Source organism: Dehalococcoidia bacterium (genome assembly GCA_040902535.1).
GTDB lineage: Bacteria > Chloroflexota > Dehalococcoidia > DSTF01 > JACRBR01 > JBBDXD01.
On the sequence record JBBDXD010000003.1, the window covers coordinates 136955 to 162474 of the forward strand.

Below are 25520 nucleotides of genomic sequence, written 5' to 3' on the forward strand. Positions count from 1 at the left end.
CTAACACGAAGCACGTTATTTGGGGATAGTGCGATTGAACTACGAATTGCGCCGATGCCGTCTTCCCGGCGCTCGCGTCGGACGGACCGTCGGAGCGCGACTAGTCCTTATAACTGCGGATGCGCGCGGGGCTCATCGAGAGGACGCGGAGGTTGGGAGCCGCCTCCCTCCATGAGTCGACGGTCGCGCGGCGTTCCTGCTGCTCAATATCCCAGTAACGGTGCGCCATGCGCTCGGCGAGTTCGAACACAACGGAGTCCGAGATCGTCACGGTGCCATCGAACGCGACCCACGCCTCCGGCTCGCTGATGTGATTGGCGGCGAGGAGTGTCGCTCGGGGATCGCGAGTGATCCTGCGCACCTTCGCGGAATCGGCGCTGACGAAGACGCGCACCACCGACCCGTCCCACTCGAACCAGACGGGGACCGTCACAGGCGATCCGTCCTTGCGGAGCGTGGTGAACATGCCGAGGCGCGTCTCGGCGAGGAACTGCTCGATCTCGGGTTCCGTCATGTCACTGGCCGTCGCGTGCCTCCTTCATCCTCATTTTAGAGCACGAGGACGTTCCTGGCGGCCTCGATGACTCCCGCGATGGGTTTCTTCGCCGACGGTACTTTTCGGAAGGCGCCTGTCGTTCTTCGACGATTTCCACCGCGGACCGGGCGATTGATTGCCCTTTCGCTAACGAATCCGCGTTGGCATACTCCCGGTCGATGCCCAAACGACCTCTTCCCGAACCGACGCCTGAGACACGCGAGTACTGGGAGGGCACGAAGCGCGGAGAACTACGCATCCAGCGCTGCCGCTCGTGCTCGAAGGCGTACTTCTATCCGCGGCCGTTCTGCCCGTGGTGCGCATCTAAGGACGTCGAGTGGTTCACGGCGAGCGGGAAGGGCAAGCTGTATTCGTACGTCATCAGCCATCGCCCCGCCCACGGGTTCCAGGACTGGACGCCGTACGTCATCGCGATCGTGGAGCTCGATGAAGGGCCGCGGATGATGACGAACATCATCGGCGTGGAACCGGCGCCGGAGAACCTGCCCGTCGACATGCCCGTCGAGGTGACGTTCGAACAACAGAGCGACGACATCACGGTGCCGCTGTTCCGTCCGGCGGGATCACGCGCATGAGCCTCCGGATGACGACGGCCATCGTCGGGGCGGCGGAGACCGACGAAATTGGCGTGTTGCCCGGCAAGTCGGCGATCCAGCTTCACGCGGAAGCGGCGTTGAACGCGCTGGACGACGCGGGGCTGACGAAGGACGACATCGACGCGGTGCTCTGCGCGGGCCAGTCGCCGGTGGCGGTGGCCGAGTACCTGAACATTGTGCCGAACTACCTGGACGGAACGAGCGTCGGCGGCTGCTCGTTCATGATGCACGTGCGGCACGCATCGGCGGCGATCCGGGCGGGGCTTTGCACGACGGCGCTGATCACGCACGGCGAGAGCGGCCGGTCCCGCGTCGGGATGGGGGGCTGGGGCGGTGCTCGCCAGATGCTACAGGCGCAGTTCGAGGAGCCGTACGGCGTCGCCGGGCCGCCGACGCGCTTTACGATCCCGATCCTGCGCCACATGCACGAATACGGCACGACGCACGAGCAGATGGCGTCGGTTGCCGTCGCGACGCGTCGCTGGGCGGAGCAGAACCCGCGGGCGATGATGCGGGAGCCGATCACCGTCGAGGATGTGCTCAATTCGCGTGTGATCGCGTGGCCGGTGCACCTGTTGGAGTGCTGCCTGGTGACGGATGGCGGCGGCGCCTTAGTCGTGGTCGCGGCGGAGCGTGCGAAGGACTTCCCGAAGAAGCCGGCGTACGTCCTGGGCACCGGCGAGTCGAGCGAACACTCGATGATCAGCCAGATGATCGACATGACGGAGTCGCGCGCGTTCAAGGTGTCCGGAGACCTGGCGTTCAACGAGGCCGGAATCTCCCGCAAGGACATCGACCACGCGATGTTCTACGACGCCTTTGCGCACACGCCGATGTTCGCGCTGGAAGCCCTGGGCTTCGTCGGGAAGGGCGAAAGCGGCCCGTTCTTCGAGGAGATGCGGACGGCGCCGGGCGGCGACTTTCCCCTGAACACGAACGGCGGCGGCCTGAGCTACACGCACACCGGCATGTACGGCATGTTCGCGATCCAGGAGTCCGTGCGTCAATTGCGGGGCGAGGCGGCAGTACAGGTGGCGGGCGTCAAGACGAGCATCGCGCACGGGGTCGGCGGCATGTTCCACGCCGCCGGGACGCTGATTTTGACAAACGACGAGCGGGCCTGAGAGCCGGCCAGCCGCCCGGAATCGAACGAAGACCCGCCTCCGACCTAGTTTCCGAAAAACTTACGACGCATGCTTCACGGCGGGGCTTCGCCGCTGTACCCTTATGTTCTCGCGCGAAGGAGCGAAGGATGCCCCTGGAGACGTGGGATGTGTGGTATCCGGACGCGGCGGCCGCCGGACTTTCGTTCGCACTCGGTTGCATGGAGCGTGCGGACGCCATCATGATCCACGCGGCGCCGAACTCGCTGCGGATAGAAGTTCGAGACGAGGCGGGCGAACGGGTGGCATTCGTCGATCGCCTCAAGCGGGAAGGCCGGCACTTCCCGATGACGCGCATCCGGCGGCGCGGCGAGACGCTGGTGCGCGAGGACGAATGGCCACAGGACGAGGACATCGGCCGTCCGGTGCTGCTGCCCGGAGGAGAGGTGGGGATCCTCAAGCAGTGGTGGAACGCGGAGGACGGCAGCGAGTGGCGCTGGACCGTCGAGTTCTATAACCACCGGTAAGGCGGGGAGCAGGCAGGGATGCGGCGGGGGCGCAGAGTGCCGCGAATGCATTCAATGATCTTCCTCACCATGGCGGCGCTCTTCGGCGGCGTCCTCTTCGCCATGCCTTCGTCCGGGCGCGCGCAAGAGCCGCCGCCCACGTTGCAGATTCACCAGGTCGACGGCCTCGCGTATCCCAGGATCCGCGCCGTCGTCAGCGCGCTCGATGCGGACGGAGCGCCGATCCCCGGCCTGAGCGCCGCTTCCTTCCAACCGTTCGAAGGTGAAACGCCGATCACGCTGACCGGAGTGACGGCTGCCTCGGACCCATCGCAGAGGCTCGGCGTTGCGCTGGTCATCGACGTGTCCGCGAGCATGCGCGGCGCGCCGCTCGACGCGGCGAAGCTGGCGTCGATTGCGTTCGTGCAGGGTTTTGGACCGGCGGACGAGGCTGCCGTGTTCGCGTTCAACGACAACGTGAAGACGGTGGTGCCATTCACACTCGACAGGGACGCGCTCGTCGCCGGGATTGCCGGGCTGGAGGCCAGTGGCGGGTCCGCGTTGCACCAGGCGGCGCAGGCTGGCTCGTTTGCGGCCGGTGCGACGACGACCGAGCGCAAAGCCATTGTGCTGCTCGCGGCGAGTGGCAGCACATCGCCGGATGTCACCGCCGGTGCGGCGCTCGGCGTGGCGCAGACCGTCGCGGCGCCCGTCTTTACGGTCGCGCTCGGGCCGGCGAGTGATGGCACATTCCTCGAGGGGCTCGCCGCCGTAACAATGGGACAGCACCGCGTTGCGGAAGCGAGCGGCGCCGCCGGGGCGCTGAGCGACATCGCGAGCGTGCTGCGCGGTCAGTACGTGCTCACCATGACGGGGTCGGGAACAGCGGCCGCGAACGGAAGAGCGGGCGAACTGCGGTTGATCGCCGACATAGACGGGACGCCCGCGGGGGCGGTGGCGGGATTCCGTCGCGGACTGGATCCGGCGGAGGCGTTCGGCCACCCGGACGACGATACGGCCACAACCGAGTTCGCACGGACGGCGCTCTTTGCGCTGCTGGCGCTGATCGGCGCCGGGATCATCGCCGGTGCAGCCTACTGGGCAATTGCGACGCTGCGGCAGATGCGTGTAGAGCACCACCAGCGCGAATGGGTGGCGCCGAATCAGCAACGCGCCGCCGCACAGCCGTTGCCCCGGCCGGCGGGCCCCCTCCGGACGGCGGCGGTAATGTCCGGCCCCCCCACGCTGGCGCCATCGATGGGGCCATCCGCGGCGCCGGAGCCCGCCTCCGTGCCGGAGCCGGCTCCCATGCCGGAGCGCATGAGCGTTCCCGCGCCGACGATCGTGGTGTCCGCGACCGTTCCGGTGGAGGTCGCCAGCGCATCGCGGACGCGGGCGGGCGGGCGGTTCGTCGAAAGGACGCCGCGTGGGCGAGGAGAGACGTACGAACTGGGCGCCGGGCCGATCGTGATCGGATCATCGCCGCGAGAGTCCACGATCGTGTTGCCGGCCAGCGTCGATGTCGCGCCCGCGCACGTGCGGATCTGGTTGCGCGACGGGAAGTACGTCATGCACCACGCCGGCGGGTTCCGGCGCCGGACGCTCGTCGGCGGGCAGCCGACGGACTGGTGCGTGCTGGAGCACGGCGACGAGGTACAGATCGGGCCGCACAAGCTCGTGTACGTCGAAGAAGGTAACGAGCGGCCGCTCCGCTTCTAGATCTCCGCCAGCGACGACCCCCGGCAGGCTGAACGGCGCGAGCAGCGCGATCTATGCTTATCGGGCAGTTCGCACGCATGTCGCCAGAATTCGGAACAGCGGAGATGCTCGGCGCGGATACGTCTCAAGACGTTCGAGAAGCTCCCGATCGAGAATCCCTTCAATCAGTACTTCGCCGCCCGGAAGTTACGGGTGATCGCAGCGAATAACAGGAGGGCAGGGCGCCGCAAGGCGCTCCGCCCTTCGCGCTGTGGCGGCGGCGCGGCAACCCGCTCCCATTCGGTGACAAGTATGGGCTGTCGTCGCGCGTTTCGGGCCCTGTTATGCTCTCGAAATGCAAGGACCGCCGCCTGTCACGGATGCGTCATCTTCGGGCCGTGATACTCATCCTGCTGGCAGCGCGCTGTTGCGCCCGGCGGCATGCTCATGATCGAACCTGAAACACCAGCGAGATCGGATGCCGGCGACCTGCTGGCGTCGCGGCAACACGCCCTGGCCGAAAGCCGCCTGATGCTGCTCGTCGAGGCGGCGGGCCAGCTCATCGAATCACTGGAGCTGAAGGATGTGCTGCCGCGCATCCTTCGCCTGTCGACGCAGCTCATCAACGCCGACGCGTACGCGCTATGGAACTTCGATGCCCGCGCGAACGCCTGGGAAGTGCTGTCGTCGCAGGGGCTTTCTGCCGCGTACCTCGCGAACGCCACGATCGCGGTGACGCCCGAGACGCCGCGGCTCACCGGGCCGATGGTGATCCCCGACGTCGACGTGGAAGAACTGCTTGAAGGCCGGCGGGACGGCTACGGCCCCGAGGGCATCCGCTCGCTGATGGTCATGCCCTTGCGCATGGCAGGCGAGAACCACGGCACGCTCACCTTCTACTATCGAAGCCCGCACGTCACGAGTGATGGCGACGTGCGCGTCGCGGAGGCGCTCGCGAGCCTCGCGTCCGCAGCGATTACATCGTCGCGGCTGCACGAAGAGACCCGGCGCGCGAACGAAGAACTGGCGGATGCGAACCGCCGCCTCGCCATGCTCTCCGAGGCCTCCTCGGTGCTCAGCGCCACGCTCGACGCATCGCAGGTGAATGGCGATGCCGGCGAACACGCGCCGACGCTGGCAGCGCTCGCGCGCTTACTCGTACCGGCGTTCGCGGACATCTGCGTGATAGACGTGTTTGAAGGCCGAGACCAGGTCCGGCGCCTGGAAGCGGCAACGGTGAAAGGCGTCGACGCGCGCGCGTTATCGCGGATCCATCTTCGCGACTGGCTGACGGCGCCGGGATCGGATCAGACCGTCAGCGAAGCCGTCGCCGAGGGTCAGACCTTCGTCGTCGAGGACGTCACGAAGGGGTGGCTGCAGGCATGCACGCCCAATCGCGAACAACTCGACGCGGCGCGTGGCATCGCCGCCCGTTCCATCATCATGGCGCCGATGCGCGTGCGCGGCCAGACGATCGGCACGTTGACGGCGGTTGCGGACCGCACGTACCGCTTGAAGGACGTCCAGCTCATCGAGGAAGTGACGCGTCGCGCCGCGATCGCGCTCGATGGCGTGCGCCTGTTCGCCTCCGCGCGCCGCGTCGCGGACGAGCTACGCGACGCCAACGCGGCGAAGGACGAGTTCCTGGGTCTTGTCTCGCACGAATTGAAGACGCCGATCACGACCATTCTCGGGAACGCGGAAGTGCTCGATCGCCGGTTTGATGCGATCGCCGATGCAGACCGGATCGAAGCGCTGGCAGATATCCGCGCCGAAGCGGAACGCCTGCACCGCATCATCGATAACCTGCTGGTGCTCGCGCGGCTGGAACAGGGAAGCTCGATCGAACGCGAGCCGATGCTCGTGCGCAGGATCGTCCAGCAGATCGTGACGTCACACGGCAGGTCATTTCCGGGCCGCGTGATCGACGTCCGATGGGACCTCGACCCGGCGCCGGTCCTGGGTTCGCCGCCGTACCTGGAGCAGACGCTGCGCAATCTGATCAGCAACGCCGAGAAGTACAGTCCGCAGGATAGACAGATCCGTATTGAGGCGAGCCGCGCCGACAACGAGTTGATCGTCCGCGTGCTCGACGAGGGGCCGGGCGTGCGTGAGGACGAATTGGACGTCATCTTCACACCGTTCTACCGGTCGAGTACGACGGCGAGCCTGGCGCAGGGCGTCGGCATCGGCCTGGCCGTCTGTCGCAGGCTGATTGAAGCGCAGGGCGGACGCATCTGGGCTGCACGGCGGAGCGCCGAAGGCGGCAGCGAGTTCGGCTTCGCGCTTCCGATCATCGAAGACGAATAGCCGGGCCCAGCGCTGAACGCGCCGCAATGGCGCCACGTGACTAGATGGTATTGAGATGCGAATACAACGGGCCGCGCTGCTACAATTTCTCGCATACGGAACGCGCGCAGCCGCTTCCCGCAGCGCTCACGCTGTCACGACGCACCGGTTGAAAGAGGAAACGTGGTACTCGAACGCCTGAAACGACCGAAGGGCCGCGAGAACGGCGCCAACGCCGCGCCTTACGCGTCGCCGGATTTCCTTGAAGCGCTGGGTGTCGCCGTCTACACGACGGACGCAAACGGGATTATCACGTCGTTCAATGACGCCGCCTTCCAGCTCTGGGGCCGCAAACCGGAACTCGGGAAGGACCAGTGGTGCGGCTCATGGAAAATCTACCGGACTGACGGCACGCCCTTACCGCATGACCAGTGTCCCATGGGCGTGTGTCTCAAGGAGGACCGCATCGTGCGCGGCGAGGAAGCCATCGCCGAGCGGCCCGACGGAACGCGCGTCTGGTTTGTCCCGTATCCGACACCGCTGCATGATGCCGAAGGCAACCTCATCGGCGCGGTGAACGTGCTTGTTGACGTCACTGAGAGGAGACGGGCGGAGGAAGTCGCGTCGTATTTCAACGCGATCGTCGCGTCATCCGATGATGCCATTGTCAGCAAGGACTTGAACGGAACGATAACGTCCTGGAACGATGGAGCCGAGCGGCTCTTCGGGTTCAAGGCTGATGAAGTGATTGGCCATTCCATCTACGTCATCATTCCCGCCGACCGCCGGGATGAGGAACATAGCGTGCTCACCCGCGTGCGGCGTGGCGAGCGCGTGGAACACTTCGAGACGTTGAGGCGCACGAAAGATGGCACTCACGTTCCGATCTCTCTTACCGTCTCACCAGTACGCGATCGCGATGGCAGGATTATCGGCGCATCGAAGGTGGCTCGCGATATCTCCGAGCGTAAGCGATGGGAAGCCGCCGTTGCCGAAGCGCTCGCCATCAAGGACGAGTTCATCAGCCTGGTGTCGCACGAATTGCGCACGCCGCTGACGACCATCCTCGGCAATGCCGCGATCCTTCGCCGAAGGATCGCTGATCTGCCGGAAGATGTCGTGCGCTCCTCGCTCTCCGACATTCACGGCGACGCCGAGCGGCTGGCGCGCGTCATCGACGACATGCTCGCGCTTGCGCGGCTCGATCGCGGCCACCCGCCGGAACTCGAGCCGACTGTACTCACGCCGATCATCGCGCAGGCGGCGACGCACCACCGCGAACGGTATCCGGAGCGCAACGTCCACGTGGACGCCGAAGAGCATCTGCCGCTGGCCGAAGCGAGCGCGGACTTCGTCGACCAGATCCTCGAGAACCTGTTGACGAACGCGGAAAAGTACGGCGATCCGGACGCACCCATCGACATTTCGATTGCGTCGGGCAGTGGCGAGGTCATTGTGTCGGTGACGGATCGGGGCACGGGGATCACCCCAGAGGATGTGAAACGCCTCTTCGAGCCCTTCTATCGCAGCAGTACCGGTCACCGCTCAGGCGGCCTCGGGCTCGGTCTTACGGTATGCAAGCGCCTCGTCGAGGCGCAGCGCGGCCGTATCTGGTGCGAATCACGCGTCGGCGGCGGCACGACGTTCGCGTTCAGCGTGCCGGTCATTGCGAGCGAGTTCGGCGCAAGCCGCCCCTGACCTCAAGCGCCTGATCGATCACGTCATCCGGCGAGCGTGGCCGGGGCCAAAGCCTGCTGCCACGTGCGCTCCTCACGCCGCGCAGGCGCCGCCCGCAACGGGCCGTACACCGCCACGCGGAACGGCGCTCGCTGGCCGGCGCCCTGCCATGGGCTTGCGCTGAGGCTGAATTCCTCCGGCAATTGCTCTCGTGAGGCTTGCGCCACCATGAGGTCCAACGCTCGCGACTTGTCGAGTATCAGCATGGGCGTAGGTGTCGCACGCCGCGCCGCTCGTAGCGATGAGGGTTTTCGACAAGAGTCGCGCGGCTAACACCCTGACAAGCGCTGCGGGGACGCCCGATTCGATGGTTTGCGGCGTTCCTGCCGGCGCACGCATGACGTGCGTTTCATGCGGGATCGCACCTAGGGAGATGCCGCGAGGCGAGCTACGCGAGCGCCGCCGCCGTATCGAGCGAGATGATGTGGACGTGTTTCAACCCGCTCTTGCCTTTCAGCGCGATGGAGTCATGGCGGGCATGCGGATAGTCGCCGCTGACAACCTCGAACACGCGCGACGACATGACGATATCGCCGGCCTGCGCCGCGCCGTAGTTTGTCAACGCCGAGGGCAGTGACGAAACGCACGCGATCATAGGGGGATCCCGCACAGGCCGTGAGCGCCGGGCGGCCGATACCTCAGCCGGGAGCCGCACGATGCCTCGAACCCCTGTCCGCAGCAGCGCGCCATTCCTCGCCGCCGTCCCGACGGCGCGGGCGTCATCGCCGTGGCAGGATGCGCAACAGCAATTCCTGCGCGCCGCCGCCCACCTGGCCCTGGAAGACGACGTCGTCAAGCTGCTGCGCGCGCCGTTTCGCGAGATGCACGTCGAGGTGCCGGTGCGGATGGACGACGGCGGCCTCGAAGTGTTTTCCGGCTTCCGTGTCCAGCACAACGGCGCTCGCGGGCCGTATAAGGGCGGCATCCGCTTCCACCCCGACGTCCACCTGGACGAGGTGCGGGCGCTGGCGGCGTTGATGACGTGGAAGTGCGCACTCGTCGATGTGCCGTTCGGCGGCGCGAAGGGCGGCGTGCAGTGCGATCCCTCGCGGATGACCGAAGGCGAGTTGAACCGCCTTTCGCGGCGCTACATGCAGAACATTTCGCACATTCTCGGCGTCAGCCGCGATATTCCCGCGCCCGACATGGGCACGAACGCGCGCACCATGGCGTGGATGATGGACGCCTACGGCTCGGCGCATGGCTACGCGCCGGCGATCGTCACGGGCAAGCCGGTCGAGCTGGGCGGGTCGTATGGACGCGAGTCCGCGACCGGACGCGGCGTCATGCTGGTGACGCGCGCCTTCTGCGCCGATGCCGGCATGGACCCGCGCGATGTCACGGTCGTCGTGCAGGGTTTCGGCAACGTCGGATCGTGGACGGCGCTGCTCGCGCACGCGTGGGGCTTTCGCGTCACCGGCGTCGGCGACCTGCGCGGCGCCATCGCCGACGCGCGCGGCATCGACGTGCCGGCGCTCGTCGCGCATCTCGATGCCGGTTCGCCGATAACGTCGTTTCCGGGCGCAGAGCCTATCGAAGACGCGTCGGCGCTGCTCGCGTTGCCGTGTGACGTGCTGATCCCCGCCGCGACCGGCGAGGTCATCGACGCGGCGAACGCCGGCGATGTGCGGGCGCGCCTGATCGTCGAGGCGGCAAACCACCCGATCACGCTCGACGGCGACGCTGTCCTCGCCGAGCGCGGCATCACGGTCATTCCGGACATCCTGGCGAACGCGGGCGGCGTCATCGTGTCGTACTTCGAGTGGACGCAGAACATCCAGCAGTTCCGCTGGACGGAAACGCGCGTGAACGAAGAACTCGAGCAGCGCATCGTCGCGGCGTACGGCCAGGTGCGCGATGCCGCTTCGAACGGGACTTCGTGGCGCGATGCGGCGTTCGCGATCGCCGTCGAGCGCGTCGCGCGCGCGATTCGCCTGCGCGCGTTCGTGTAGCGTCCGCCGCACGGCCCGCACCGTAGAGACGTTTATCGAGCGCGGGCTTCAGCCCGCGGGGCGCAGAAGCACACAGTACGGTAGGGGCGCACAGCTCTGCGCCCCTACATTTGCATTTCACGTATGCGTGCGGTGGCTACTCGTCGAGCGGTGGCGGTTCGCGTCCGGCGTCCTTCAGGTGCGTCGCCAGGTGATTGTAGATGGCTTTGCGCTCGCGCTTGTCGATGTCCGCGCCGCCTCGGCCGCCGTTCAAGATGCCGACGCCGGACGTGAGCGCCCTGACGTTCGCAGCGCCGACCTTGCCGCTGTCCGTCACCTCGTGGTGCGGAAACTTCGCGCCGGTCTTGCGCTCCGGCGACTCCGGGTCGACGTACGCGTACTCCTGGCGGAATGCCTTGACATCGTCGTCTCCGAGCGTGCGCTCGACCGCGTCGGCGTCCCACTCGCCGTCTTTCACATCGGTGTGGTGCGGTGCAATTGCGCCCTTGCCTGCCATGGCGTCCTCCTTTGATGACTGTCTCCTGCTTCTCAGGACACCATAGGACGCCCGCGCCGCCGATCCCAACGCGCGCAGGCGGCACGCGCGACGTGCAACAGCATCGACACGCGATTGCTACGGCGCTGCAAGTCGGTGAATGGCGTGCCAGTTTAGTTGTGACACGCGTTTGCGTGCGCGACGGGATCGCGCCGGGCGTCACAAGCGGTGCTTGCGTCAGGGGGTTACAGGTCGACGCGTGAGATCGACGTTCGCTGGTGGTCCGGGGAGAACGCCTTCCACACATCGCGCGCCAGCAGGTCGAGATCGCCCAACTCGCCGAACACGTATCCGTCGCCGATGTGCAGCCGGACATCGATCTGCGCGATGATCCAGTCGCCGTTGGCGGTCCACCACGCGGCGGGGATGTCGGTCCACTTGTGACCGCGGCCGCGGACGTATGGGCTCGCCTGCATCGCGTACTTTGCGAAGTCGAGCGGGTCGCCCTGCTCGAACGCCCAGCGCACGTGCGGGCAGTGATTGCCGGGGCCGTCGCCGCGCCCGCAGACGGGGCAGCGGACCGCTGCTTGCTGTTCTTTGCCTTCTACCTGGTCGATGATGGTACCCATCGTGTCGTGGCCTCCGATTCCTGCGAAGCCTGATCGTCACAAAGAACAACGAAGGCGATGAGGCGCTGATTTCAGGAGGATGCGGCAGGCGTCAAGAAGCCCGGCCGGTTGCGCTACCCCGCGTGGGAAGTTGACGCCCATGCCAACCTGCGAGTTCCCCGCGGGGAGCGGTCGCTACGCCTGCAGCGTCTGGAGGTGCTTCGCGGCGAACGACTCGATGAGCGGCACCGCCTCGGCCATGAGCCGCGGATGCACGCCCAGGATCGCGTGGCGGATGCCCATCTCCTTCAGCCGGCCAAGCTGCTCAGCCGTCTGCTCCTGGTGGTCCGCGTCCAGCATTCCCGCGCCCTCGATCGAGATGGATAGCTTCGAGAGATCGCGTCCGGCCCGCTCCGCCGCCTCGCGGGCGATCGCGAAGTCGTCCTGCAGGGTGGGCAGCGACTTCGCCGTCGCCAGCCATCCGTCGGCGTACCTGCCGACGCGCTGGAGCTGGCCGCGGCTCTCGCCGCCGAGCCAGATGGGGATGCCGCCTGCCTGCACGGGCTTGGGGTTGCAGGTCCAGTCCTTGGCCTCGTAGTACTCGCCGTCGAAGTTGACCCATTCGTCGGTCCAGAGCGAGCGCACGAGCTGCAGGCACTCGTCCATGCGCTTGCCGCGCCGCTCGAACGGCACGGAGAGCACTTCGTACTCCTGCTCCCACCAGCCGACGCCCGCGCCCAGCACGAAGCGCCCGCCGGAGAGGAAGTCGATCGTGGCCATGATCTTCGCGTGCAGCACCGGCTGCCGCATCGGCAGCACGAGCACCGACGTGCCGAGCCGGGCACACTTTGTGAAGCCGGCGAGGTACGTGAGCAGCGTCAGCGGCTCGAGGAAGTTCATCGTCGGCGGAAAGCCCATGTTGCCGTCGGCGGAGTAGGGGTACTTCGACTGCTGCTCCTTTTGGAGCACGACGTGGTCGAACACCCACAGGCCATCGAAGCCCGCGTCGTCGGCGCTTTTCGCGAATGCGGTGATGTTCGCGATGTTCGCATTCGGGCCGACCTGCGGCACGTGTAATCCGACTTCCATACGATCCTCCCTGTGGCTCGAACGGCGCCTCACGCCGCAGAATCATCGATTGCGCGGCGGTCTGGAGCAAGGCAGGCGCTGGCATCCGCAGCGCGCGGCCACTTAGATATTGGTCGCCGCGACGAGATCCTTCGCCGCGCTTCGCTTGCTCAGGATGACGGGTGGAGGAGACTTGATCCGCGCCAGACGCGACCCTTGCATCTCCGCACGATACAATCGACCTGGTCCGGGCCAGCACTGGGAGGACGATTCGATGCCGCATCTTGCCGTGAACGGTGTCAACATCTACTACGAAACGCACGGCGAGAGCGGCGAGCCGCTCGTGCTTATCCACGGCTATACCGGCGACATCACGGACTGGCGTCACCAGCTCCCGGTGTTCTCGAAGACGCACCGCGTGCTCGTGATGGACCATCGCGGCCACGGCAAGTCCGACGCACCGGCGGACCGCGCGTGTTACACAATCGACGCCCTCGCGGACGACGTCGAGGCTGTGGTTGCGCACGCGGGCTTCGAGCGGTTCCATCTGCTCGGCCACTCGATGGGCGGCGCCGTGGTGCAGGAGATTGCGCTGCGCAGTCCGCAGAGGCTGATCTCGCTGACGCTGCACGACACGAGTTATCGCTTCGCCGCCACGCGCAGCGAAGCGGTGAAGAACTGGATCGCCGCGCGCAACCTGATCGCCGCACGGCAGGGCATGGCGGCGGTCGCCAGCCTGCCGGGCATCACGAAGCCGCCGCCGCACATGTCCGCCGAACGCAAGGCCGAAGAGAAGGAGCGCCTCGCGCGGATGTCCGTCGATGGCTTCCTGGGGTGCGGGTCTGCGCTTGCCACGTGGGAAGGCGTAAAGGAGCGCGCGCATCAGGTGGCGGCGCCGACGCTCGTCATCTACGGCGCGCTCGATATAGCGCTGGTCGAGGCGTCGAAGCGGCTCGCGGCGACCATTCCGAACGCGACGCTGGTCGAGGTCCCGGAAGCGGGGCATTCGCCGCAGTACGAGCGCCCGGAGTTGTTCAACGCCGCGCTGCGGGCGCATCTCGAGCGTCATGCGCTCGCGCCGGCGAAGTAGCATCACCCGGACGACGCGCCTACGCCATCTCCAGCGCCGCCGACGCGAACAGCACGGCGAAGTCCCTGCACCAGACGATCGCGTAGCGATACGACGCCGGATCGACGTCCGCCGGGATCTCGTAGTTGAAGTTGCCGTCCGTCGCCTTCAAGTCGCCGAGGTTCACGGCGTCCGAGACGTCGTCAGGGTCGTTGGAGAGATAGACGAACAGATCGGGGCCGTTGCGCACGGAGAAGTTCTCGAAGCGCAGCGTGAACGTCTGCGGCGACGTCTCGATGAGGATCGCATCGCCGCGGCCGAAGTGAAAGTCGTCGGCGCCCTGGAACATGCCATGGTGCGTGACGCGCGCCATGAACGTGGCACTCCCGCCGGCGGGCATCGAACCGCCGTCGCCGGGTGGTGTGGCCGCCGCGGCCGGCGTGGCGCCCGCGGTGGCGGCGGCGACCGTCGGCGCGCTCGCGAGCGGGCTCGCCTCGTCGAGGCGCGAGCGTTCCCAGAGCGGCGGCAGCGTGTACGTGCCGAACAGCGCCGCCGCTACGAAGAGCGGCACCGCGACTGCCGCCGTCAACACGCGATGCTCCCACAGCGCGCGATGCCATCGCATGCGCAGTGCGAGCGCGACGACCGCTGCCGCGAACGCGACCGCGGCGATCGAGATCGGCCATCGATAGGGGTACAGGTCGCCGGCGATCTCTTCGAACTCGCCGAGGAACTCAAACATCATCCCCGCCTCTCACGCCAGATTAGGCCGCTCCAGCCCCTGGAATAATCACCCTCTACTGTGCGGGAGCGGCGCCAGACGTTACGTCTCAAATACGCGCCTGGCCGCCGATGCGATCTGCGCTCGGTGGCGCGCCAGGCGGTCGGGGCCGAGCGCTTCACGCATCTCCTGGCCGATATCCTCGTCGCCCGGGACGTAGAGCAGCGGGTGGCCGGCGCGCTTCACCAGCCCCAGCTCAACGACCTCCTGCAGCACCTCGGTCATCGTCTCTTCGCTGACACGCAGGAGGTGGCGCATGACGTTGTAGTGGACGGGTTCTTCGGCCGCCGCGATGAGGTCGACGAGCCGGCGTCCGGCGCTCGACATCGTCAGCAGTTGCTCGGCGCGCGGGCGTGAGTCCATAGCGTGAGTGTACATCCGTCATGGCGTACCATGCCGTTGCATGGCGATCGATGGCCCCGCATACGGCATCGTCGTCGCCGCCGGGCGCAGCGAGCGCATGAACGGCGTCGACAAGGTCTTCACCGAGTTGGTGGGGCGTCCGCTCGTCGCGTGGGCGCTGGCCGCATTCAAGAACACCGCGGCGATTGAAGGCGTCGTCATCGTCGCGGCGCCCGAAAACATCAGCCGCATGCGCGACCTCGTCGTAGAGTGGCGATTCACGAACGTCATCAACGTCGTGCCGGGCGGAGAGCGCCGGCAGGACTCGGTCCGCGCCGGCATCGAAGCGGCGAACGGCGCGACGATCGTCGCGATCCACGATGCGGCGCGGCCGCTCGTCAGTTCGGACCTGATCTCCGAAGGCGTGGCGCTCGCGCGCGAAGCCGGCGCGACGATCTGCGCCGTGCCGGCGCGCGACACCGTGAAGGAAGTCGACGGCGATCCGCCCGTCGTGCGCGAGACGCGTGACCGCGCGCGCGTGTGGCTGGCACAGACGCCGCAGGTCTTCGACCGAACGCTGCTGTTGCGCGCGCACCTGGAAGCAACGTCTGATGCCACGGACGACGCTTCGTTGGTCGAAGCGGCAGGGCATGAGGTGCGTGTCTACGAGGGCGACGCTCGCAACATCAAGATCACCACGCGCGACGACCTGCTGATCGCGGAAACGCTGCTGCGGCGGCGGTTCGAGGAAGACGGCATCTAACGGCGAGAGATCTCGCTGCGCCGCTAGCCGCCCTCCGGCGCCGCCGCGGGCGGGATGATCAGCACCTGGCCCACCTGCAGGCTGTTTGGATTGACGCCGGGATTCGCGGCGAGCAACTGCGCCGTGGTGATGCCGAACTGCGCGGCGATCGTCTCCGGGATGTCGCCTGACTGCACGACGTACGTCTGTCCGATCGACGATGGCGTCGGCGTCGGCGCCGGCGGCTCGGGCGTGCTCGTCGGTTCTTCAACCGGCGGCGGCGCCTCGGTCGGCGTCTGTTCCTCGCTTGCTGCGGGCGTCTCGGTGGGCGCAGCGGGCTCCGTACCCTCCGGCAACCGCACGACGTCGCCGACGGAAAGTTGCGCGGGGTCGAGCACCGGATTTGCGGCGCGCAGGTCGTCGAGGCTCAGGTTGAAGCGAGCGGCGATGCCGGCAAGCGTGTCGCCCGACTGCACCGTGTACGTCGGGCCGCCCGTGGTGGACACGTTGCCCAGGCCGATGAGGATCGGTTCCGGCAATTCCGCCGGCAGCGTCGCCGTCGCGACCTTGCTGAGGTCCGGCGGCTCGCCGGCGTCGGAGCCTTCGCCGCCGCATGCCGCGCCCGCGATGCTTGCGATTGCCAGCGCGCCAAGCGCGACGGACCATGCCCGGCGTCGAAGCCTCAACCGTCCCCTCCTGCCAGCCCTCGGGAAGCCAGCGGCCATCGTAGCGGACGGCCCTTCGGGCGGCAAAAGGTGCACCGCTCAGCACGAAGTTCGAAGCTGGATCCTGCTTATGGCGGCGATCACCGGACGCCTCACGTAGCGCCCGCCCCCGGCGGGTTGTGGTGGTTGCGCCCACCGAAGACACGCGTCATCGAGCCCGGACACGCGTCACGTTGCGTCTTTTGTTTGAGCGGGCTGCAGGACAACTGCGGGCGTTCCCTTATTCCTGCGCCCGATCGCGCACCCCATCATTGATAGAAGACTTCGATCGGGGAAACGCCGCCGTTCGATTGAAAATGCGGATCGCAGAAACTAGTATCGACCTATGAGCGATTGGTTACGATCGTTGCGTCGCAACTGGGACGCGCTGCTCGCTTTCACGCTCGTCTTCGGCGCCGTCGGCCTTTACTTCGGACCCGGCTATTACTTTCTTCTCTGGTACGTGGTTGGTTGCGCGTACTTCATACAGGTCGCGCTGAAACGCTGATCGGAGATCCATGCCGACAACGCTGACAACCTTCTCGGTGCGTAACGCCGATCGCGGCACCATCCTCGCCACCAACGGTCAGCGTGCGTCTTCGTACTGGGCGCGCTTCTGGGGACTGATGTTCAAGAAGCGTGTGCCTGAAGGCGGCGGCATCCTGCTCACCAGGAGCAACTCCATCCACTCGTGCTTCATGCGCTTTCGCTTCGACGCGATCTTCCTCGATAAAGACGATCGCGTCGTCAAGATCGTCCCGTCGATGCGGCAGTGGTGGCTCGCGTTCGGCGGGCGCGGCGCAAAGGACACGCTCGAGCTTCCGGCAGGCGTCGCCGAACGCACGAACACACAGAAGGGCGACCTGCTGGTGTTCGAAGAAGTGAACGCGCCTTCGTCGTAATCGGCGCTGTCATGCGCCGCCGCACTACCGGTCGATGATCAGTGATCCGCGCGCACGGCGGCGCGTACCCCGTCCGCTCGCGGACAGAGGTACGCGCGCCGTGAACATCGCGACGGGCGAACTACTACGGTCGCGCGCGCGTGACGATCTCGTCGAGCCGTTCGCTGAGCGTGGCGAGCGCCGCGTCCGCGCCCGCCTGGTCGATGCGCCCGTCCGCCACGAGTGCCGCGAGCCGCGCTTCGGCGTCCGCGATGATCCGCGCCTTCACGTCGTCGATGCTGACGCCGCGCTCCGTGGCGACGTCCGCGATCGACGCGCCCGCGCGTAGTTCGGCGCGCAATTCATCCGCCGTGATCCCGAGCGCCCCAGCGGCCGACTCGATGATCGCACGTCGCGCCTGGAGCACGGCGTGCGCGCGCACGACGCCCAGCGGCGGCTTCCCCTGCTCGATGCGCTCGCGGGCGTTCGCCGCTTGCTCTTCGTTGATGCGCCCGTTGGCGAGCGCCTCCGAGACGGCATCGAGCTGCGGGTCCTTGAACGCGCTCCGCAGTTGCTCCTCGCCGATTCCGAGTTTCTCCGCGACGCGCGCCATGATGCCGGTACGCCCGCCAGCTGCGTCGCCGTCCTGCGCGCCGGCTCCCGAGGCGAACACCAGTCCGCCGGCGGCTACGAGTGCCGCCGCGACCGCCGCGATGCACCAGGTCTTGATGTTCATGTTCTCGCCTTCCCTTTCAACCAGCCGGGGGGTCACGTACCCCGCTTCACACAACGAGAGCCTAGCCCGTGTACCTGCACGTCTCGTGCAACGCCGGGTAATCTCTCCGTAAATCTCGTCCCAGAGGCTGTCGTCGACCCGCGCGTTGATTCTGCGCCTGCCCTGCGGGCGGCGTCTTGGCGGCTCGCGTTTCCAACCGGCGTCCCGAGGGCTACAATTCAGGGCACCGTCCTGGAGACGCGCCGCATGCCACAGCAGAATCCTCCCGACAAAGTCCAGCGCGAGATCGAGGAACTCCTCGGCAAGCTGGACACGTTCGTCCCCGAAGAACGCCTCGCCGCCAAGATCCGGAACCGCCGCAAAGACGTGCGGCGCGAGGACAGCGGCCCGACCTTCTTCGAGCGCGCGAAGCGTCGCCTGTCGCAGATCTCGCTCGGCCAGCTCATGCTCGCCGGACTCGCCCTGATGCTCATCGGCTGGCTGTTCGACGACGCCCTGGGCGCCTGGAGCACGTGGGTCACGCTCGGCGGCCTTGCGCTCACGATCCTCGCGTTCGTGCTTTCGCTCATGACGGGCGGCGCCCGTACGACGGTCGGCGCGCGTCACGTCCAGAAGAGCTGGCGCGGCCAGGTCATCGAATACAGCGAGCCTTCGCGCATGGACCGGATCAAGGAGTGGTTCCGGCGAAGGGGGCGCTCGTAATCGACCCATCGCGTCTCCGCCGGCTCGCCCACGCGCCGATGGCCCGCCTCTTGATCCTCGTGCTGGTCGCGTGTGTCCTGACCACCTTGGGCGCCGCCTGCCGCTCGGGCGATGACGACGAACCCACGCCGATGGCGTCTGCATCGGCGACGGCCGCTGCCGCGACGCCTGCGGCGTCCGCCACGCCCGACCCGCTCTTGGACCCCGAGGCCTCCGGCGAGCGTGCGCTGGAACACGTGCGCGCGCTCAGCGTCGATATCGGCCCGCGCGTCGCCGGCACCGAGGGCGAACGACTCGGCGTCGAGTACATCCGTGCCGAACTTGCCCGTTACGGCTACGACGTCACGGTCGAGGAGTTCGCGTTCGATGCCAGCGCCTTCCTCCCGGCGCGCGTCGATGCGCAGGGCCAAGCGCATCCGGGGTTCGCCTTCAACGGATCTGCCGAGGGCGTCGCGACGGGCGCGCTGGTGTTTGCCGGCATCGGCCGTCCTGAGGAGTTCCCGGCCGGCGGGCTCAACGGCGGCATCGCGCTGATCGAGCGTGGTGAACTGACGTTCCAGCAGAAGGTCGAGAACGCTGTCGCTGCCGGCGCGGCGGGGGCGATCATCTACAACAACGAGGAGGGCAGCCTGCTCGCCGAAGCAAATACCAGCGTGCAAGTCATCGGCCTGCGGCCCGAAGCAGGCGAAGCGTTGCGTGCGCTGGCCGCCGGCGGTGCGGTGGAAGCGACGATCACCGTGAGCCCGCGGCGTGGCACCGCATACAACGTAGTCGCGAAGCCTCCCGGCGCCGGTGCCTGCGAGACGGTCAGCGGCGGCCACCACGACAGCGTCGCTGTGACGGGCGGCGCCGATGACAACGCCTCGGGCACGGCCGCGGTGCTGGAACTTGCGCGCGTCGTCGCTGCGAACGACAGGCTGGACGCCAACTGCTTCGTCCTGTTCGGCGCCGAAGAGTTCGGATTATTCGGAAGCAAGGAATACGTCCGGCAGTTAGACGACGAAGCACGAGACGCGCTGCGGGCCATGCTTAACCTCGACGTCGTCGGTCTCGATAGCGACCTCGTGTTGATTGGCAGCGACGACGTGATCGACACGGCGCGAATCGCCGGAGAAGAGATCGGCATCGAGGCGCGCCGTGGTGAAGTGCCGAACGGCGCCGGCAGCGATCACGCCAGCTTCATCGAGGCGGGGATCCCGGCGGTGTTCTTCTACCGCAACGACACGTTGATCCATACGCCGCAGGACAGCGTCGAGCGCATACGGCCCGAATCGCTGGAAGAGACGATCCGCATCGCCTACGCGACGTTGGTGGCGCTGACGACCTGAGCCTGCGTCGCGGTGGCCGGAAGCTTAGCGACGCGGCGCGTTGAGGAACGTCAGCCGATATTCGTTGATGTCGACGATGTCGGCGTCTTCGAGCAGGACGACGGCCAGCATCGGCTCGACGCCGTTGACCCGCACCTGGCCGCGGCCCGTCACCCGCAGCGCGAAGCTGTCGCCATGCGGCCACATGCGCGCCTGCTCCGGCGCGACGCGCTTTCCGGGCAGAATGATGTCGTTTTCTTCGGAGGAGCCGATCGTGATCGTCCGAGGCGGAAGCGGCACGCGCTCTTCGCCCAGCGGGCCCCTGACGGAGAGCACTGCCATGGGCGGTTGCTCGGGCGCGGGGGGCCGCCGCATCGCGCCGGCGAGCACTTCTGCGCCAAACGGCCGAAGTTCCAACAGCCGGTCGCCCCTGGCGGTCTCTTCGGCGACCTTCGTCGTCGGCGGCGCCGGCAGGCGGTTGTCGCGCCGCACACTTCCGTCCACCGGCCTCTTCTCGCGCTTCTCGAACAGGCCGAACATGCCGCGTTTCCTGCGCGGCGCGCTCTCGGGGTCTCCGCCTCGCGGCTTGTTCTTCTTCGAAAGGAAGTCCGGCACGCCGGGCGCGGCCCCCGTGCCCTCGGCTGGCTCCGGCATCGCGACGTAACCGTTCGAGGACCGCGCGACGGCGAGCGTGGCATCGTACTGCGCCCGCGCCTGCGGATCAGACAGCGTCTGGAACGCATCTGTGAGCTGTTCGCGCATCAGTACCAGCTCGGGCCGGTATCCCGCCGCCCGTCGCATGCCAATGCGGTACGAAAGCTCGATGACATCGACGTCAGCTTCGGCTGAAACGGCGAGCAGCGTGTAGTGGTCGGGCGCCGCCTTCGCACCGTTCTTGCCGTCCTTGTGCTTCTTTTTGTCTGGCGGCGGTAGTTCTTCCTGCACGTATCTGTGTACGAGGTCGTATTCGGCGCGGCGTTCGGCCGTGGTCAGCAGCTCATATGCGGCATTGAGCGCGCGGATCGCCGCGTCGTTGCCGTGCGACTTGGCGCGCGCCACGAGCGTCCAGTACGACTCGACGATGAGATCGCGCGCGGCATGCGGCTGCAGTTGCAGGATCCGGTACGGGTCGAAAGAGCGCGGTCCTTGCGGCTGCGGCATGAAGGCGCCCCGCTATCGGCTTCCCACGACGTCCAGCGCATTGATCACGATCGGACCAAGCACGACGATGAATAACGACGGCAGGACGAAGAATACCAGCGGGAACACCATCTTGGGCGCCGCCTGGCGTGCCACCTGTTCGGCGCGCTGACGGCGTCGCATGCGCAACTGCCGGGACTGCGTGCGAAGCACCTGGCCGATGCCTGTGCCGAGCGTCTCCGCCTGGATAACGGAGTTCACGAAGACGTTGACATCGGGCAGGTCGATGCGTTCGGCCATGCCGGTGAGCGCTTCGCGGCGCGTCTGCCCGAGCGCCTTTTCTCGCAGCATGCGGCTGATCTCTTCGCCGACGGGCCCGCGCTGACGGTCGGCGACGCGCTGAAACGCGAAGTCCAGGCTCAGGCCCGCCTCGACGCAGGTCGTCAGCAGGTCCAGGCTGTCGGGGAGCGCCTTCCAGAACGAGTTCTGACGGTTCTTGGCGCCGCGGCGCAGCAGCATCAACGGGGCGATCAGCCCAAACAAGGCGATACCGAGAATCAGGAACATCGTGCGCCCGCCCGGCATGGCTCCCGCCGAAGAGAACGCCAGGGCAAAGGCGGCGGCCGCCGGCAGCGTCGTGGTTACCAGCACGATCGTCAGGAACGTGCCCAGGTTCATGCTGCTGTTCGAGATTTCGAGCCACTTGCCCGCCCGCACGATGAGCGCCGTGGGCATGACGTTCACGACGCGCGTCGTGAAGCCGTGCACCATCGGGAACATGATGCGCTGCGTGAAGGGGTCGTCTTGCTCGAGCATCGCGCGGCGTTGCGCGGAGAGCGCGCGCACGCGGTCTTCCATCTGGTTCTTGCTGCGCACGTACCACAGCCCGAAGAGGACGACCGACCCGAACACCATCAGCGACGCGAAGAACGGCATATCGACCCTCTAGATCTCGATGTCCAGGATGCGGCGGATGGTGAGATAGCCCAGCAACTGCAGGCCGCCGCCGACGAGCAGCAGCATTTGGCCGGCCCCCGTCGTGAAGAGCAGTGACGTTTGGTCCCAGTTCATGAGCGCGAACAGGCCGAGCAGTCCCACCGGCCAGAACGTCAGCACGGTGCCGGAGAACCGTTGCTGCGATGTCATCGTCTTCACTTCGCCGACCAGGCGCTCGCGCTCGCGCATCGTCTCGCTGACGGTGTCCATGATCTCGGCCAGGTTGCCACCGCTTGCGCGCTGCACGAGCACCGCCGTCACGACGAGGTTCATGTCCTCGGAGTCAGCGCGCGCGAGCAGGCTGAGCATCGCTTCGTCGACACCCATGCCGATGTTCAGGTCGACCATGACGCGCGTGAATTCGTCGGCGAGGGGCGGCTCCGTCTGCCGCGACACCATGTCGATGCCGTGCTGAAACGCGAAGCCGGCGCGCAGCGCGCTCGAGAGCATCTGCGTCGCTTCCGGGAGCTGTTTGGATATCTGCTCGACGCGGCGCCGCCGCAGCATGCGCAGCCACACGCGCGGCGCCAGCCAGCCGACGACGGCGGCCACCGCTGCGATGACGAGTCCGATGGCGGCGCCGCCGGTCAAGGCGGCAAGCATCACGAACGCGACGACGGCAATCGCGCCCCGCGCAATGAGATATTCGCCAACGCGCAGCCGCAGCCCCGCTTGCTCGATCTCCGACTGCATGCCAAGCGCCCACTTGCTTTGCAGCAGTACGTCGCGGAGGAAGGGCAGGCTCGAAGGGCCACGCCGTCGCAGGTCGTCCCAGGAGATCACCTGTCGCGTGGGAGCCGGTTCGTCCGCCAGTCGCTGGATGCGCACGATCTCCGGCCGCGAAAGCCGTCGGCGCCCCACGTACAACACGAAAAGCATGACAGCGAACCCGGTACACAGCGCCGCCAGCATTTCCATGGCTATCCCTGCATCCCGAAGCCCATCGCGGCGAGCGATATGCCGCTCAGCGCAAACTCGTCCGCGAACGACGGGACGATGCCCGTCGGGCGGAGGTCGCCCATGACGCGCCCCTTGTCATCGAGGCCGCGCTGGTTGAATTCGAAGAGGTCTTGCGTGCTCACCATGTCGCCTTCGCGACCGGTGACTTCGGTGACCTGCACGATGCGCCTCCGGCCATCGGAGAAGCGGGCGATTTGCACGATCACGTGGATCGCCGACGCGATCTGCTCGCGGATCGTCCGCACCGGCAGGTCGAACCCGGCCATCATCACCATGTTTTCGATGCGAATGACGGCGTCGCGCGGCGAGTTGGCGTGTACCGTCGTCAGCGAGCCCTCGTGACCGGTGTTCATCGCCTGGAGCATGTCGAATGCCTCAGCCGAGCGCACCTCGCCGATGATGATGCGGTCGGGGCGCATGCGGAGCGCGTTGCGCACCAGGTCGCGCTGGGCGATCTCGTTCCTGCCTTCGATGTTGGGCGGGCGCGCCTCCATGGCGATCACGTGCGGCTGCTGCAGGCGCATCTCGATCGGGTCCTCGATGGAGATGATGCGTTCGCTGTTCGGGATCGCCGATGAGAGCGCGTTCAGCAGCGTCGTCTTGCCGGTACCGGTACCGCCGCTGATGACGATGTTCAGCCGCTGGCGCACGCACGCCAGCATGAACTCCGCCGTCTCTTCCGTCATCGTCCCGTTGCCGATGAGGTCATCGATCTTGAACTTTTCGCGCCGGAACTTCCGGATCGTGACCGTGGGGCTGCGCGGCACGAGCGGCGGAATGACGATGTTCACGCGCGAGCCATCGGGCAAGCGCGCGTCCACGTACGGAGACGACTCATCGACGCGGCGCCCGAGCGGCGCGATGATCCGCTCGACGATCCGCATGATGTGCGTGCCGTCCTTGAACCTGAGCGAACTCAGGTACAGGATGCCGTCGCGCTCGTAGTAGATCTCCTCCGGCGCGTTCACCATGACTTCGGAGACGTTGTCGTCTTCGATCAGGGGCTGGATCGGCCCGTAGCCGATCGCTTCATCGATCACGCGCTTGATGACGCGCTCGCGGTCATCGCCCAGGAGCGAGGGATACGTCTGCAGCACCATCTGGCGTGCGGCCACGGTCACGGCTTCCGTCGCGTGCTCCGTATCGAGCTTCTCGATGGACTTCATGTCCATCTCTTGCAGCATCTTCTGGTGCACCATGTGTACCGCGTCGAAGTAGTCGCCGTCGCCTTCTTCGTCGTCGATGCGGAACTCGTACCGGCCGTTGCCGAAGGTCGTATCGATCGCCATGTGTTAGCCGCCCGCCTCTGCCATCTGCTGCGCCCCGCCGCCTGACCGCCAGCGGAACCCGCTGAGCAGCCTCCCGCCCTTCTCGATGCGGCCGCCATGGATGATCGTCGCAAGGTCGGTCAGGCTCTTCGCCGCGATCGACTGCGGTGCGGTGATCACGATCGGCTGGCCCAGGTGGGTGCCCTGGCGCACCTTCTTGTCGTAGGGGATGGTCCAGAACACGTCGCGCTGCAGCGCATCCTGCACCACGCTCGGCCGGACGCCGTCATCGGGCGAGATCGCGTTCATGACGATGCGCACGCGCTCCTGCGAATACGAGAGCAGCTTGAGCGCGCGCATCGCTTCCAGGGAGTCCTTGACGCTCGCGTACTCCGTCGTCGTCACCCACAGCACGATCGTCGCCATCTCGACGGCCATCTCCGCCAGTTCGTTGAGCATGCCCGACGTGTCGAGAATCACCGTGTCGTAGTTCTGCGCCAGCACCTCGACGACGCGGCGCACTTCGTCCGGCGAGATGCGGCGCCATTCGAGCACGGTCGGGCCGGCGAGCACGTCCAGCTCCGTCAGCTCGTGGCGCGTCACGTAGCGCTGGATGTCGTCGCGGTCGAGCTGGTCGACGTCGCGCACCAGGTCGGCGAGCGTGCGTTCGGGCTTCACGTCGAGCATGCCGGCGATATCGCCGAAGCCGTTGTCGAGGTCTACCACGCAGACCGAAGAGCGCTCCATGCGCGCCAGCGCCACCGCGACGTTCGTCGAGATCGTCGACTTGCCGATGCCGCCCTTGGCGCCGAAGATCGTCACGATCGTGCCGGACGTCGCGGCGGTCGGCAACTGGCCGAGTTGGCGCAGCTTCTTCTTCTCTTCGGCTTCCAGCGAAGCGAGCACCGAAGCGCGCAGCGTCTCCGGCTTGATCGGCTTGGTGAGGAAGTCGCGCGCGCCCGCCATCATCGCCTTGCGGATCGTCTCGACGTCCTTTAACTCCGAGTACACCAGGATCGGCGTCTCCGGGAGCAGGCTTTGCAGCGACTCAGCCGTCTGCAGCGGCCGCTCCATGGGCTCCATGATGCCGATGAGCACCACGTCAGGGCGCAACTCGTTCGCGGTTGACACGGCTTCCATGCCGAATCCGCACTCCCCCGCAATCGTCAGGCCGCATGCTTTCACGACCTGCTTCACGTCGAAGCGCGCCTGGATGTCCGTGTCTACAATCAGCGCTGACGGTGTTTTGGCCACTCTCGGTCTGCCTCTCTCGTGCTATCCGTGCGTTCTTCCCCTGCCGATCG

Annotated in this window: 28 protein-coding genes; 13 read left to right on the plus strand and 15 right to left on the minus strand. The window is 66.8% G+C overall.

The window, feature by feature from the left end; all coding sequences use genetic code 11:
• Nucleotides 1-100: 100 nt before the first annotated feature.
• Entirely contained in the window at nt 101-514 is a 414-nt protein-coding gene (locus tag WEB52_01940) for a TIGR03618 family F420-dependent PPOX class oxidoreductase (protein MEX2225193.1), read from the minus strand.
• A gap of 200 nt (nt 515-714) precedes the next feature.
• On the opposite strand from WEB52_01940, the gene WEB52_01945 reads away from it, so the two are divergent.
• The 6 genes from WEB52_01945 to WEB52_01970 all read left to right on the plus strand — a co-directional run bounded on the left by WEB52_01945 (nt 715) and on the right by WEB52_01970 (nt 8446).
• Nucleotides 715-1131, plus strand: coding sequence for a Zn-ribbon domain-containing OB-fold protein (locus WEB52_01945; protein ID MEX2225194.1), 417 nt, complete (start codon nt 715-717; stop codon nt 1129-1131).
• Between the two features lie 8 nt (nt 1132-1139).
• Complete coding sequence (locus WEB52_01950; protein ID MEX2225195.1) at nt 1140-2276, plus strand: acetyl-CoA acetyltransferase; 1137 nt, start codon at nt 1140-1142, stop codon at nt 2274-2276.
• 128 nt (nt 2277-2404) lie between these two features.
• Nucleotides 2405-2782 (plus strand): hypothetical protein, encoded by a 378-nt coding sequence (locus WEB52_01955; protein MEX2225196.1) that lies wholly within the window; start codon nt 2405-2407, stop codon nt 2780-2782.
• Nucleotides 2783-2827: 45 nt separating this feature from the next.
• A complete protein-coding gene (locus WEB52_01960; protein MEX2225197.1) occupies nt 2828-4480 on the plus strand; it encodes a VWA domain-containing protein in 1653 nt (550 codons plus the stop codon).
• A 426-nt stretch (nt 4481-4906) separates the two neighbouring features.
• Nucleotides 4907-6769 carry an ATP-binding protein gene (locus tag WEB52_01965; GenBank protein MEX2225198.1) on the plus strand — a complete coding sequence of 621 codons (1863 nt, stop codon included), beginning with the start codon at nt 4907-4909 and terminating at the stop codon, nt 6767-6769.
• Between the two features lie 162 nt (nt 6770-6931).
• The gene (locus WEB52_01970) at nt 6932-8446 is read left to right on the plus strand and encodes a PAS domain S-box protein (protein ID MEX2225199.1); all 1515 of its coding nucleotides are present in this window, start codon (nt 6932-6934) and stop codon (nt 8444-8446) included.
• A 23-nt stretch (nt 8447-8469) separates the two neighbouring features.
• Here the strand turns inward: WEB52_01970 and WEB52_01975 are convergent, their stop codons facing one another.
• Nucleotides 8470-8691, minus strand: coding sequence for a hypothetical protein (locus WEB52_01975; protein MEX2225200.1), 222 nt, complete (start codon nt 8689-8691; stop codon nt 8470-8472).
• Nucleotides 8692-8873: 182 nt separating this feature from the next.
• Nucleotides 8874-9047, minus strand: coding sequence for a hypothetical protein (locus tag WEB52_01980; protein ID MEX2225201.1), 174 nt, complete (start codon nt 9045-9047; stop codon nt 8874-8876).
• Nucleotides 9048-9141: 94 nt separating this feature from the next.
• On the opposite strand from WEB52_01980, the gene WEB52_01985 reads away from it, so the two are divergent.
• Nucleotides 9142-10437, plus strand: coding sequence for a Glu/Leu/Phe/Val dehydrogenase dimerization domain-containing protein (locus WEB52_01985; protein ID MEX2225202.1), 1296 nt, complete (start codon nt 9142-9144; stop codon nt 10435-10437).
• 136 nt (nt 10438-10573) lie between these two features.
• On the opposite strand, the gene WEB52_01990 is transcribed toward WEB52_01985, so the two are convergent.
• From WEB52_01990 to WEB52_02000, 3 genes are all read right to left on the minus strand, one after another.
• Complete coding sequence (locus WEB52_01990; GenBank protein MEX2225203.1) at nt 10574-10933, minus strand: hypothetical protein; 360 nt, start codon at nt 10931-10933, stop codon at nt 10574-10576.
• 224 nt (nt 10934-11157) lie between these two features.
• Complete coding sequence (locus tag WEB52_01995; protein MEX2225204.1) at nt 11158-11541, minus strand: hypothetical protein; 384 nt, start codon at nt 11539-11541, stop codon at nt 11158-11160.
• 174 nt (nt 11542-11715) lie between these two features.
• Nucleotides 11716-12609 carry a TIGR03619 family F420-dependent LLM class oxidoreductase gene (locus WEB52_02000; protein MEX2225205.1) on the minus strand — a complete coding sequence of 298 codons (894 nt, stop codon included), beginning with the start codon at nt 12607-12609 and terminating at the stop codon, nt 11716-11718.
• Between the two features lie 253 nt (nt 12610-12862).
• Here WEB52_02000 and WEB52_02005 point away from each other — a divergent pair, with 253 nt between their 5' ends.
• Complete coding sequence (locus WEB52_02005) at nt 12863-13678, plus strand: alpha/beta hydrolase (protein MEX2225206.1); 816 nt, start codon at nt 12863-12865, stop codon at nt 13676-13678.
• 19 nt (nt 13679-13697) lie between these two features.
• Here WEB52_02005 and WEB52_02010 read toward each other — a convergent pair whose 3' ends face one another.
• Complete coding sequence (locus WEB52_02010; protein MEX2225207.1) at nt 13698-14399, minus strand: DM13 domain-containing protein; 702 nt, start codon at nt 14397-14399, stop codon at nt 13698-13700.
• Nucleotides 14400-14480: 81 nt separating this feature from the next.
• Nucleotides 14481-14801, minus strand: a complete 321-nt coding sequence (locus WEB52_02015) for a hypothetical protein (protein MEX2225208.1) — start codon at nt 14799-14801, stop codon at nt 14481-14483.
• A 40-nt stretch (nt 14802-14841) separates the two neighbouring features.
• On the opposite strand from WEB52_02015, the gene ispD reads away from it, so the two are divergent.
• Nucleotides 14842-15543 carry a 2-C-methyl-D-erythritol 4-phosphate cytidylyltransferase gene (gene ispD, locus WEB52_02020; protein ID MEX2225209.1) on the plus strand — a complete coding sequence of 234 codons (702 nt, stop codon included), beginning with the start codon at nt 14842-14844 and terminating at the stop codon, nt 15541-15543.
• A gap of 23 nt (nt 15544-15566) precedes the next feature.
• Here the strand turns inward: ispD and WEB52_02025 are convergent, their stop codons facing one another.
• Nucleotides 15567-16208, minus strand: a complete 642-nt coding sequence (locus WEB52_02025) for a LysM peptidoglycan-binding domain-containing protein (GenBank protein ID MEX2225210.1) — start codon at nt 16206-16208, stop codon at nt 15567-15569.
• A 364-nt stretch (nt 16209-16572) separates the two neighbouring features.
• Between WEB52_02025 and WEB52_02030 the strand changes: the two genes are divergently transcribed.
• Together WEB52_02030 and WEB52_02035 are read left to right on the plus strand one after the other, a co-directional pair.
• Nucleotides 16573-16734, plus strand: coding sequence for a hypothetical protein (locus tag WEB52_02030; GenBank protein ID MEX2225211.1), 162 nt, complete (start codon nt 16573-16575; stop codon nt 16732-16734).
• A 10-nt stretch (nt 16735-16744) separates the two neighbouring features.
• Nucleotides 16745-17128, plus strand: a complete 384-nt coding sequence (locus WEB52_02035) for a DUF192 domain-containing protein (GenBank protein MEX2225212.1) — start codon at nt 16745-16747, stop codon at nt 17126-17128.
• Between the two features lie 124 nt (nt 17129-17252).
• Here the strand turns inward: WEB52_02035 and WEB52_02040 are convergent, their stop codons facing one another.
• Entirely contained in the window at nt 17253-17843 is a 591-nt protein-coding gene (locus WEB52_02040; protein ID MEX2225213.1) for a hypothetical protein, read from the minus strand.
• Nucleotides 17844-18089: 246 nt separating this feature from the next.
• Between WEB52_02040 and WEB52_02045 the strand changes: the two genes are divergently transcribed.
• Together WEB52_02045 and WEB52_02050 are read left to right on the plus strand one after the other, a co-directional pair.
• A complete protein-coding gene (locus WEB52_02045; protein ID MEX2225214.1) occupies nt 18090-18545 on the plus strand; it encodes a hypothetical protein in 456 nt (151 codons plus the stop codon).
• Nucleotides 18518-19873: a M28 family metallopeptidase gene (locus tag WEB52_02050; protein ID MEX2225215.1), complete on the plus strand. Its 1356-nt coding sequence runs from the start codon at nt 18518-18520 to the stop codon at nt 19871-19873. The genes WEB52_02045 and WEB52_02050 overlap by 28 nt, the downstream gene beginning before the upstream one ends.
• Nucleotides 19874-19897: 24 nt before the next feature.
• Here the strand turns inward: WEB52_02050 and WEB52_02055 are convergent, their stop codons facing one another.
• Genes WEB52_02055 through WEB52_02075 form a run of 5 tightly spaced genes read right to left on the minus strand, consistent with a single transcriptional unit; the run spans nt 19898 to nt 25470 of the window.
• Nucleotides 19898-21013 carry an FHA domain-containing protein gene (locus WEB52_02055; GenBank protein ID MEX2225216.1) on the minus strand — a complete coding sequence of 372 codons (1116 nt, stop codon included), beginning with the start codon at nt 21011-21013 and terminating at the stop codon, nt 19898-19900.
• 12 nt (nt 21014-21025) lie between these two features.
• A complete protein-coding gene (locus tag WEB52_02060) occupies nt 21026-21928 on the minus strand; it encodes a type II secretion system F family protein (GenBank protein ID MEX2225217.1) in 903 nt (300 codons plus the stop codon).
• 9 nt (nt 21929-21937) lie between these two features.
• Nucleotides 21938-22906, minus strand: a complete 969-nt coding sequence (locus WEB52_02065) for a type II secretion system F family protein (protein MEX2225218.1) — start codon at nt 22904-22906, stop codon at nt 21938-21940.
• A gap of 2 nt (nt 22907-22908) precedes the next feature.
• Nucleotides 22909-24237: a CpaF family protein gene (locus tag WEB52_02070; protein ID MEX2225219.1), complete on the minus strand. Its 1329-nt coding sequence runs from the start codon at nt 24235-24237 to the stop codon at nt 22909-22911.
• Nucleotides 24238-24240: 3 nt separating this feature from the next.
• Nucleotides 24241-25470 carry a response regulator gene (locus WEB52_02075; GenBank protein ID MEX2225220.1) on the minus strand — a complete coding sequence of 410 codons (1230 nt, stop codon included), beginning with the start codon at nt 25468-25470 and terminating at the stop codon, nt 24241-24243.
• Between the last annotated feature and the right edge of the window lie 50 nt (nt 25471-25520).

Bases quoted from the DNA above. Each gene is read 5' to 3' on its own strand.
- WEB52_01940 (MEX2225193.1), bottom strand. From the start codon at position 514: ATGACGGAACCCGAGATCGAGCAGTTCCTCGCCGAGACGCGCCTCGGC.
- WEB52_01945 (MEX2225194.1), top strand. From the start codon at position 715: ATGCCCAAACGACCTCTTCCCGAACCGACGCCTGAGACACGCGAGTAC.
- WEB52_01950 (MEX2225195.1), top strand. From the start codon at position 1,140: ATGACGACGGCCATCGTCGGGGCGGCGGAGACCGACGAAATTGGCGTG.
- WEB52_01955 (MEX2225196.1), top strand. From the start codon at position 2,405: ATGCCCCTGGAGACGTGGGATGTGTGGTATCCGGACGCGGCGGCCGCC.
- WEB52_01960 (MEX2225197.1), top strand. From the start codon at position 2,828: ATGCATTCAATGATCTTCCTCACCATGGCGGCGCTCTTCGGCGGCGTC.
- WEB52_01965 (MEX2225198.1), top strand. From the start codon at position 4,907: ATGATCGAACCTGAAACACCAGCGAGATCGGATGCCGGCGACCTGCTG.
- WEB52_01975 (MEX2225200.1), bottom strand. From the start codon at position 8,691: ATGCTGATACTCGACAAGTCGCGAGCGTTGGACCTCATGGTGGCGCAA.
- WEB52_01985 (MEX2225202.1), top strand. From the start codon at position 9,142: ATGCCTCGAACCCCTGTCCGCAGCAGCGCGCCATTCCTCGCCGCCGTC.
- WEB52_01990 (MEX2225203.1), bottom strand. From the start codon at position 10,933: ATGGCAGGCAAGGGCGCAATTGCACCGCACCACACCGATGTGAAAGAC.
- WEB52_01995 (MEX2225204.1), bottom strand. From the start codon at position 11,541: ATGGGTACCATCATCGACCAGGTAGAAGGCAAAGAACAGCAAGCAGCG.
- WEB52_02000 (MEX2225205.1), bottom strand. From the start codon at position 12,609: ATGGAAGTCGGATTACACGTGCCGCAGGTCGGCCCGAATGCGAACATC.
- WEB52_02005 (MEX2225206.1), top strand. From the start codon at position 12,863: ATGCCGCATCTTGCCGTGAACGGTGTCAACATCTACTACGAAACGCAC.
- WEB52_02010 (MEX2225207.1), bottom strand. From the start codon at position 14,399: ATGTTTGAGTTCCTCGGCGAGTTCGAAGAGATCGCCGGCGACCTGTAC.
- WEB52_02015 (MEX2225208.1), bottom strand. From the start codon at position 14,801: ATGGACTCACGCCCGCGCGCCGAGCAACTGCTGACGATGTCGAGCGCC.
- ispD (MEX2225209.1), top strand. From the start codon at position 14,842: ATGGCGATCGATGGCCCCGCATACGGCATCGTCGTCGCCGCCGGGCGC.
- WEB52_02030 (MEX2225211.1), top strand. From the start codon at position 16,573: ATGAGCGATTGGTTACGATCGTTGCGTCGCAACTGGGACGCGCTGCTC.
- WEB52_02035 (MEX2225212.1), top strand. From the start codon at position 16,745: ATGCCGACAACGCTGACAACCTTCTCGGTGCGTAACGCCGATCGCGGC.
- WEB52_02040 (MEX2225213.1), bottom strand. From the start codon at position 17,843: ATGAACATCAAGACCTGGTGCATCGCGGCGGTCGCGGCGGCACTCGTA.
- WEB52_02045 (MEX2225214.1), top strand. From the start codon at position 18,090: ATGCCACAGCAGAATCCTCCCGACAAAGTCCAGCGCGAGATCGAGGAA.
- WEB52_02055 (MEX2225216.1), bottom strand. From the start codon at position 21,013: ATGCCGCAGCCGCAAGGACCGCGCTCTTTCGACCCGTACCGGATCCTG.
- WEB52_02060 (MEX2225217.1), bottom strand. From the start codon at position 21,928: ATGCCGTTCTTCGCGTCGCTGATGGTGTTCGGGTCGGTCGTCCTCTTC.
- WEB52_02065 (MEX2225218.1), bottom strand. From the start codon at position 22,906: ATGGAAATGCTGGCGGCGCTGTGTACCGGGTTCGCTGTCATGCTTTTC.
- WEB52_02070 (MEX2225219.1), bottom strand. From the start codon at position 24,237: ATGGCGATCGATACGACCTTCGGCAACGGCCGGTACGAGTTCCGCATC.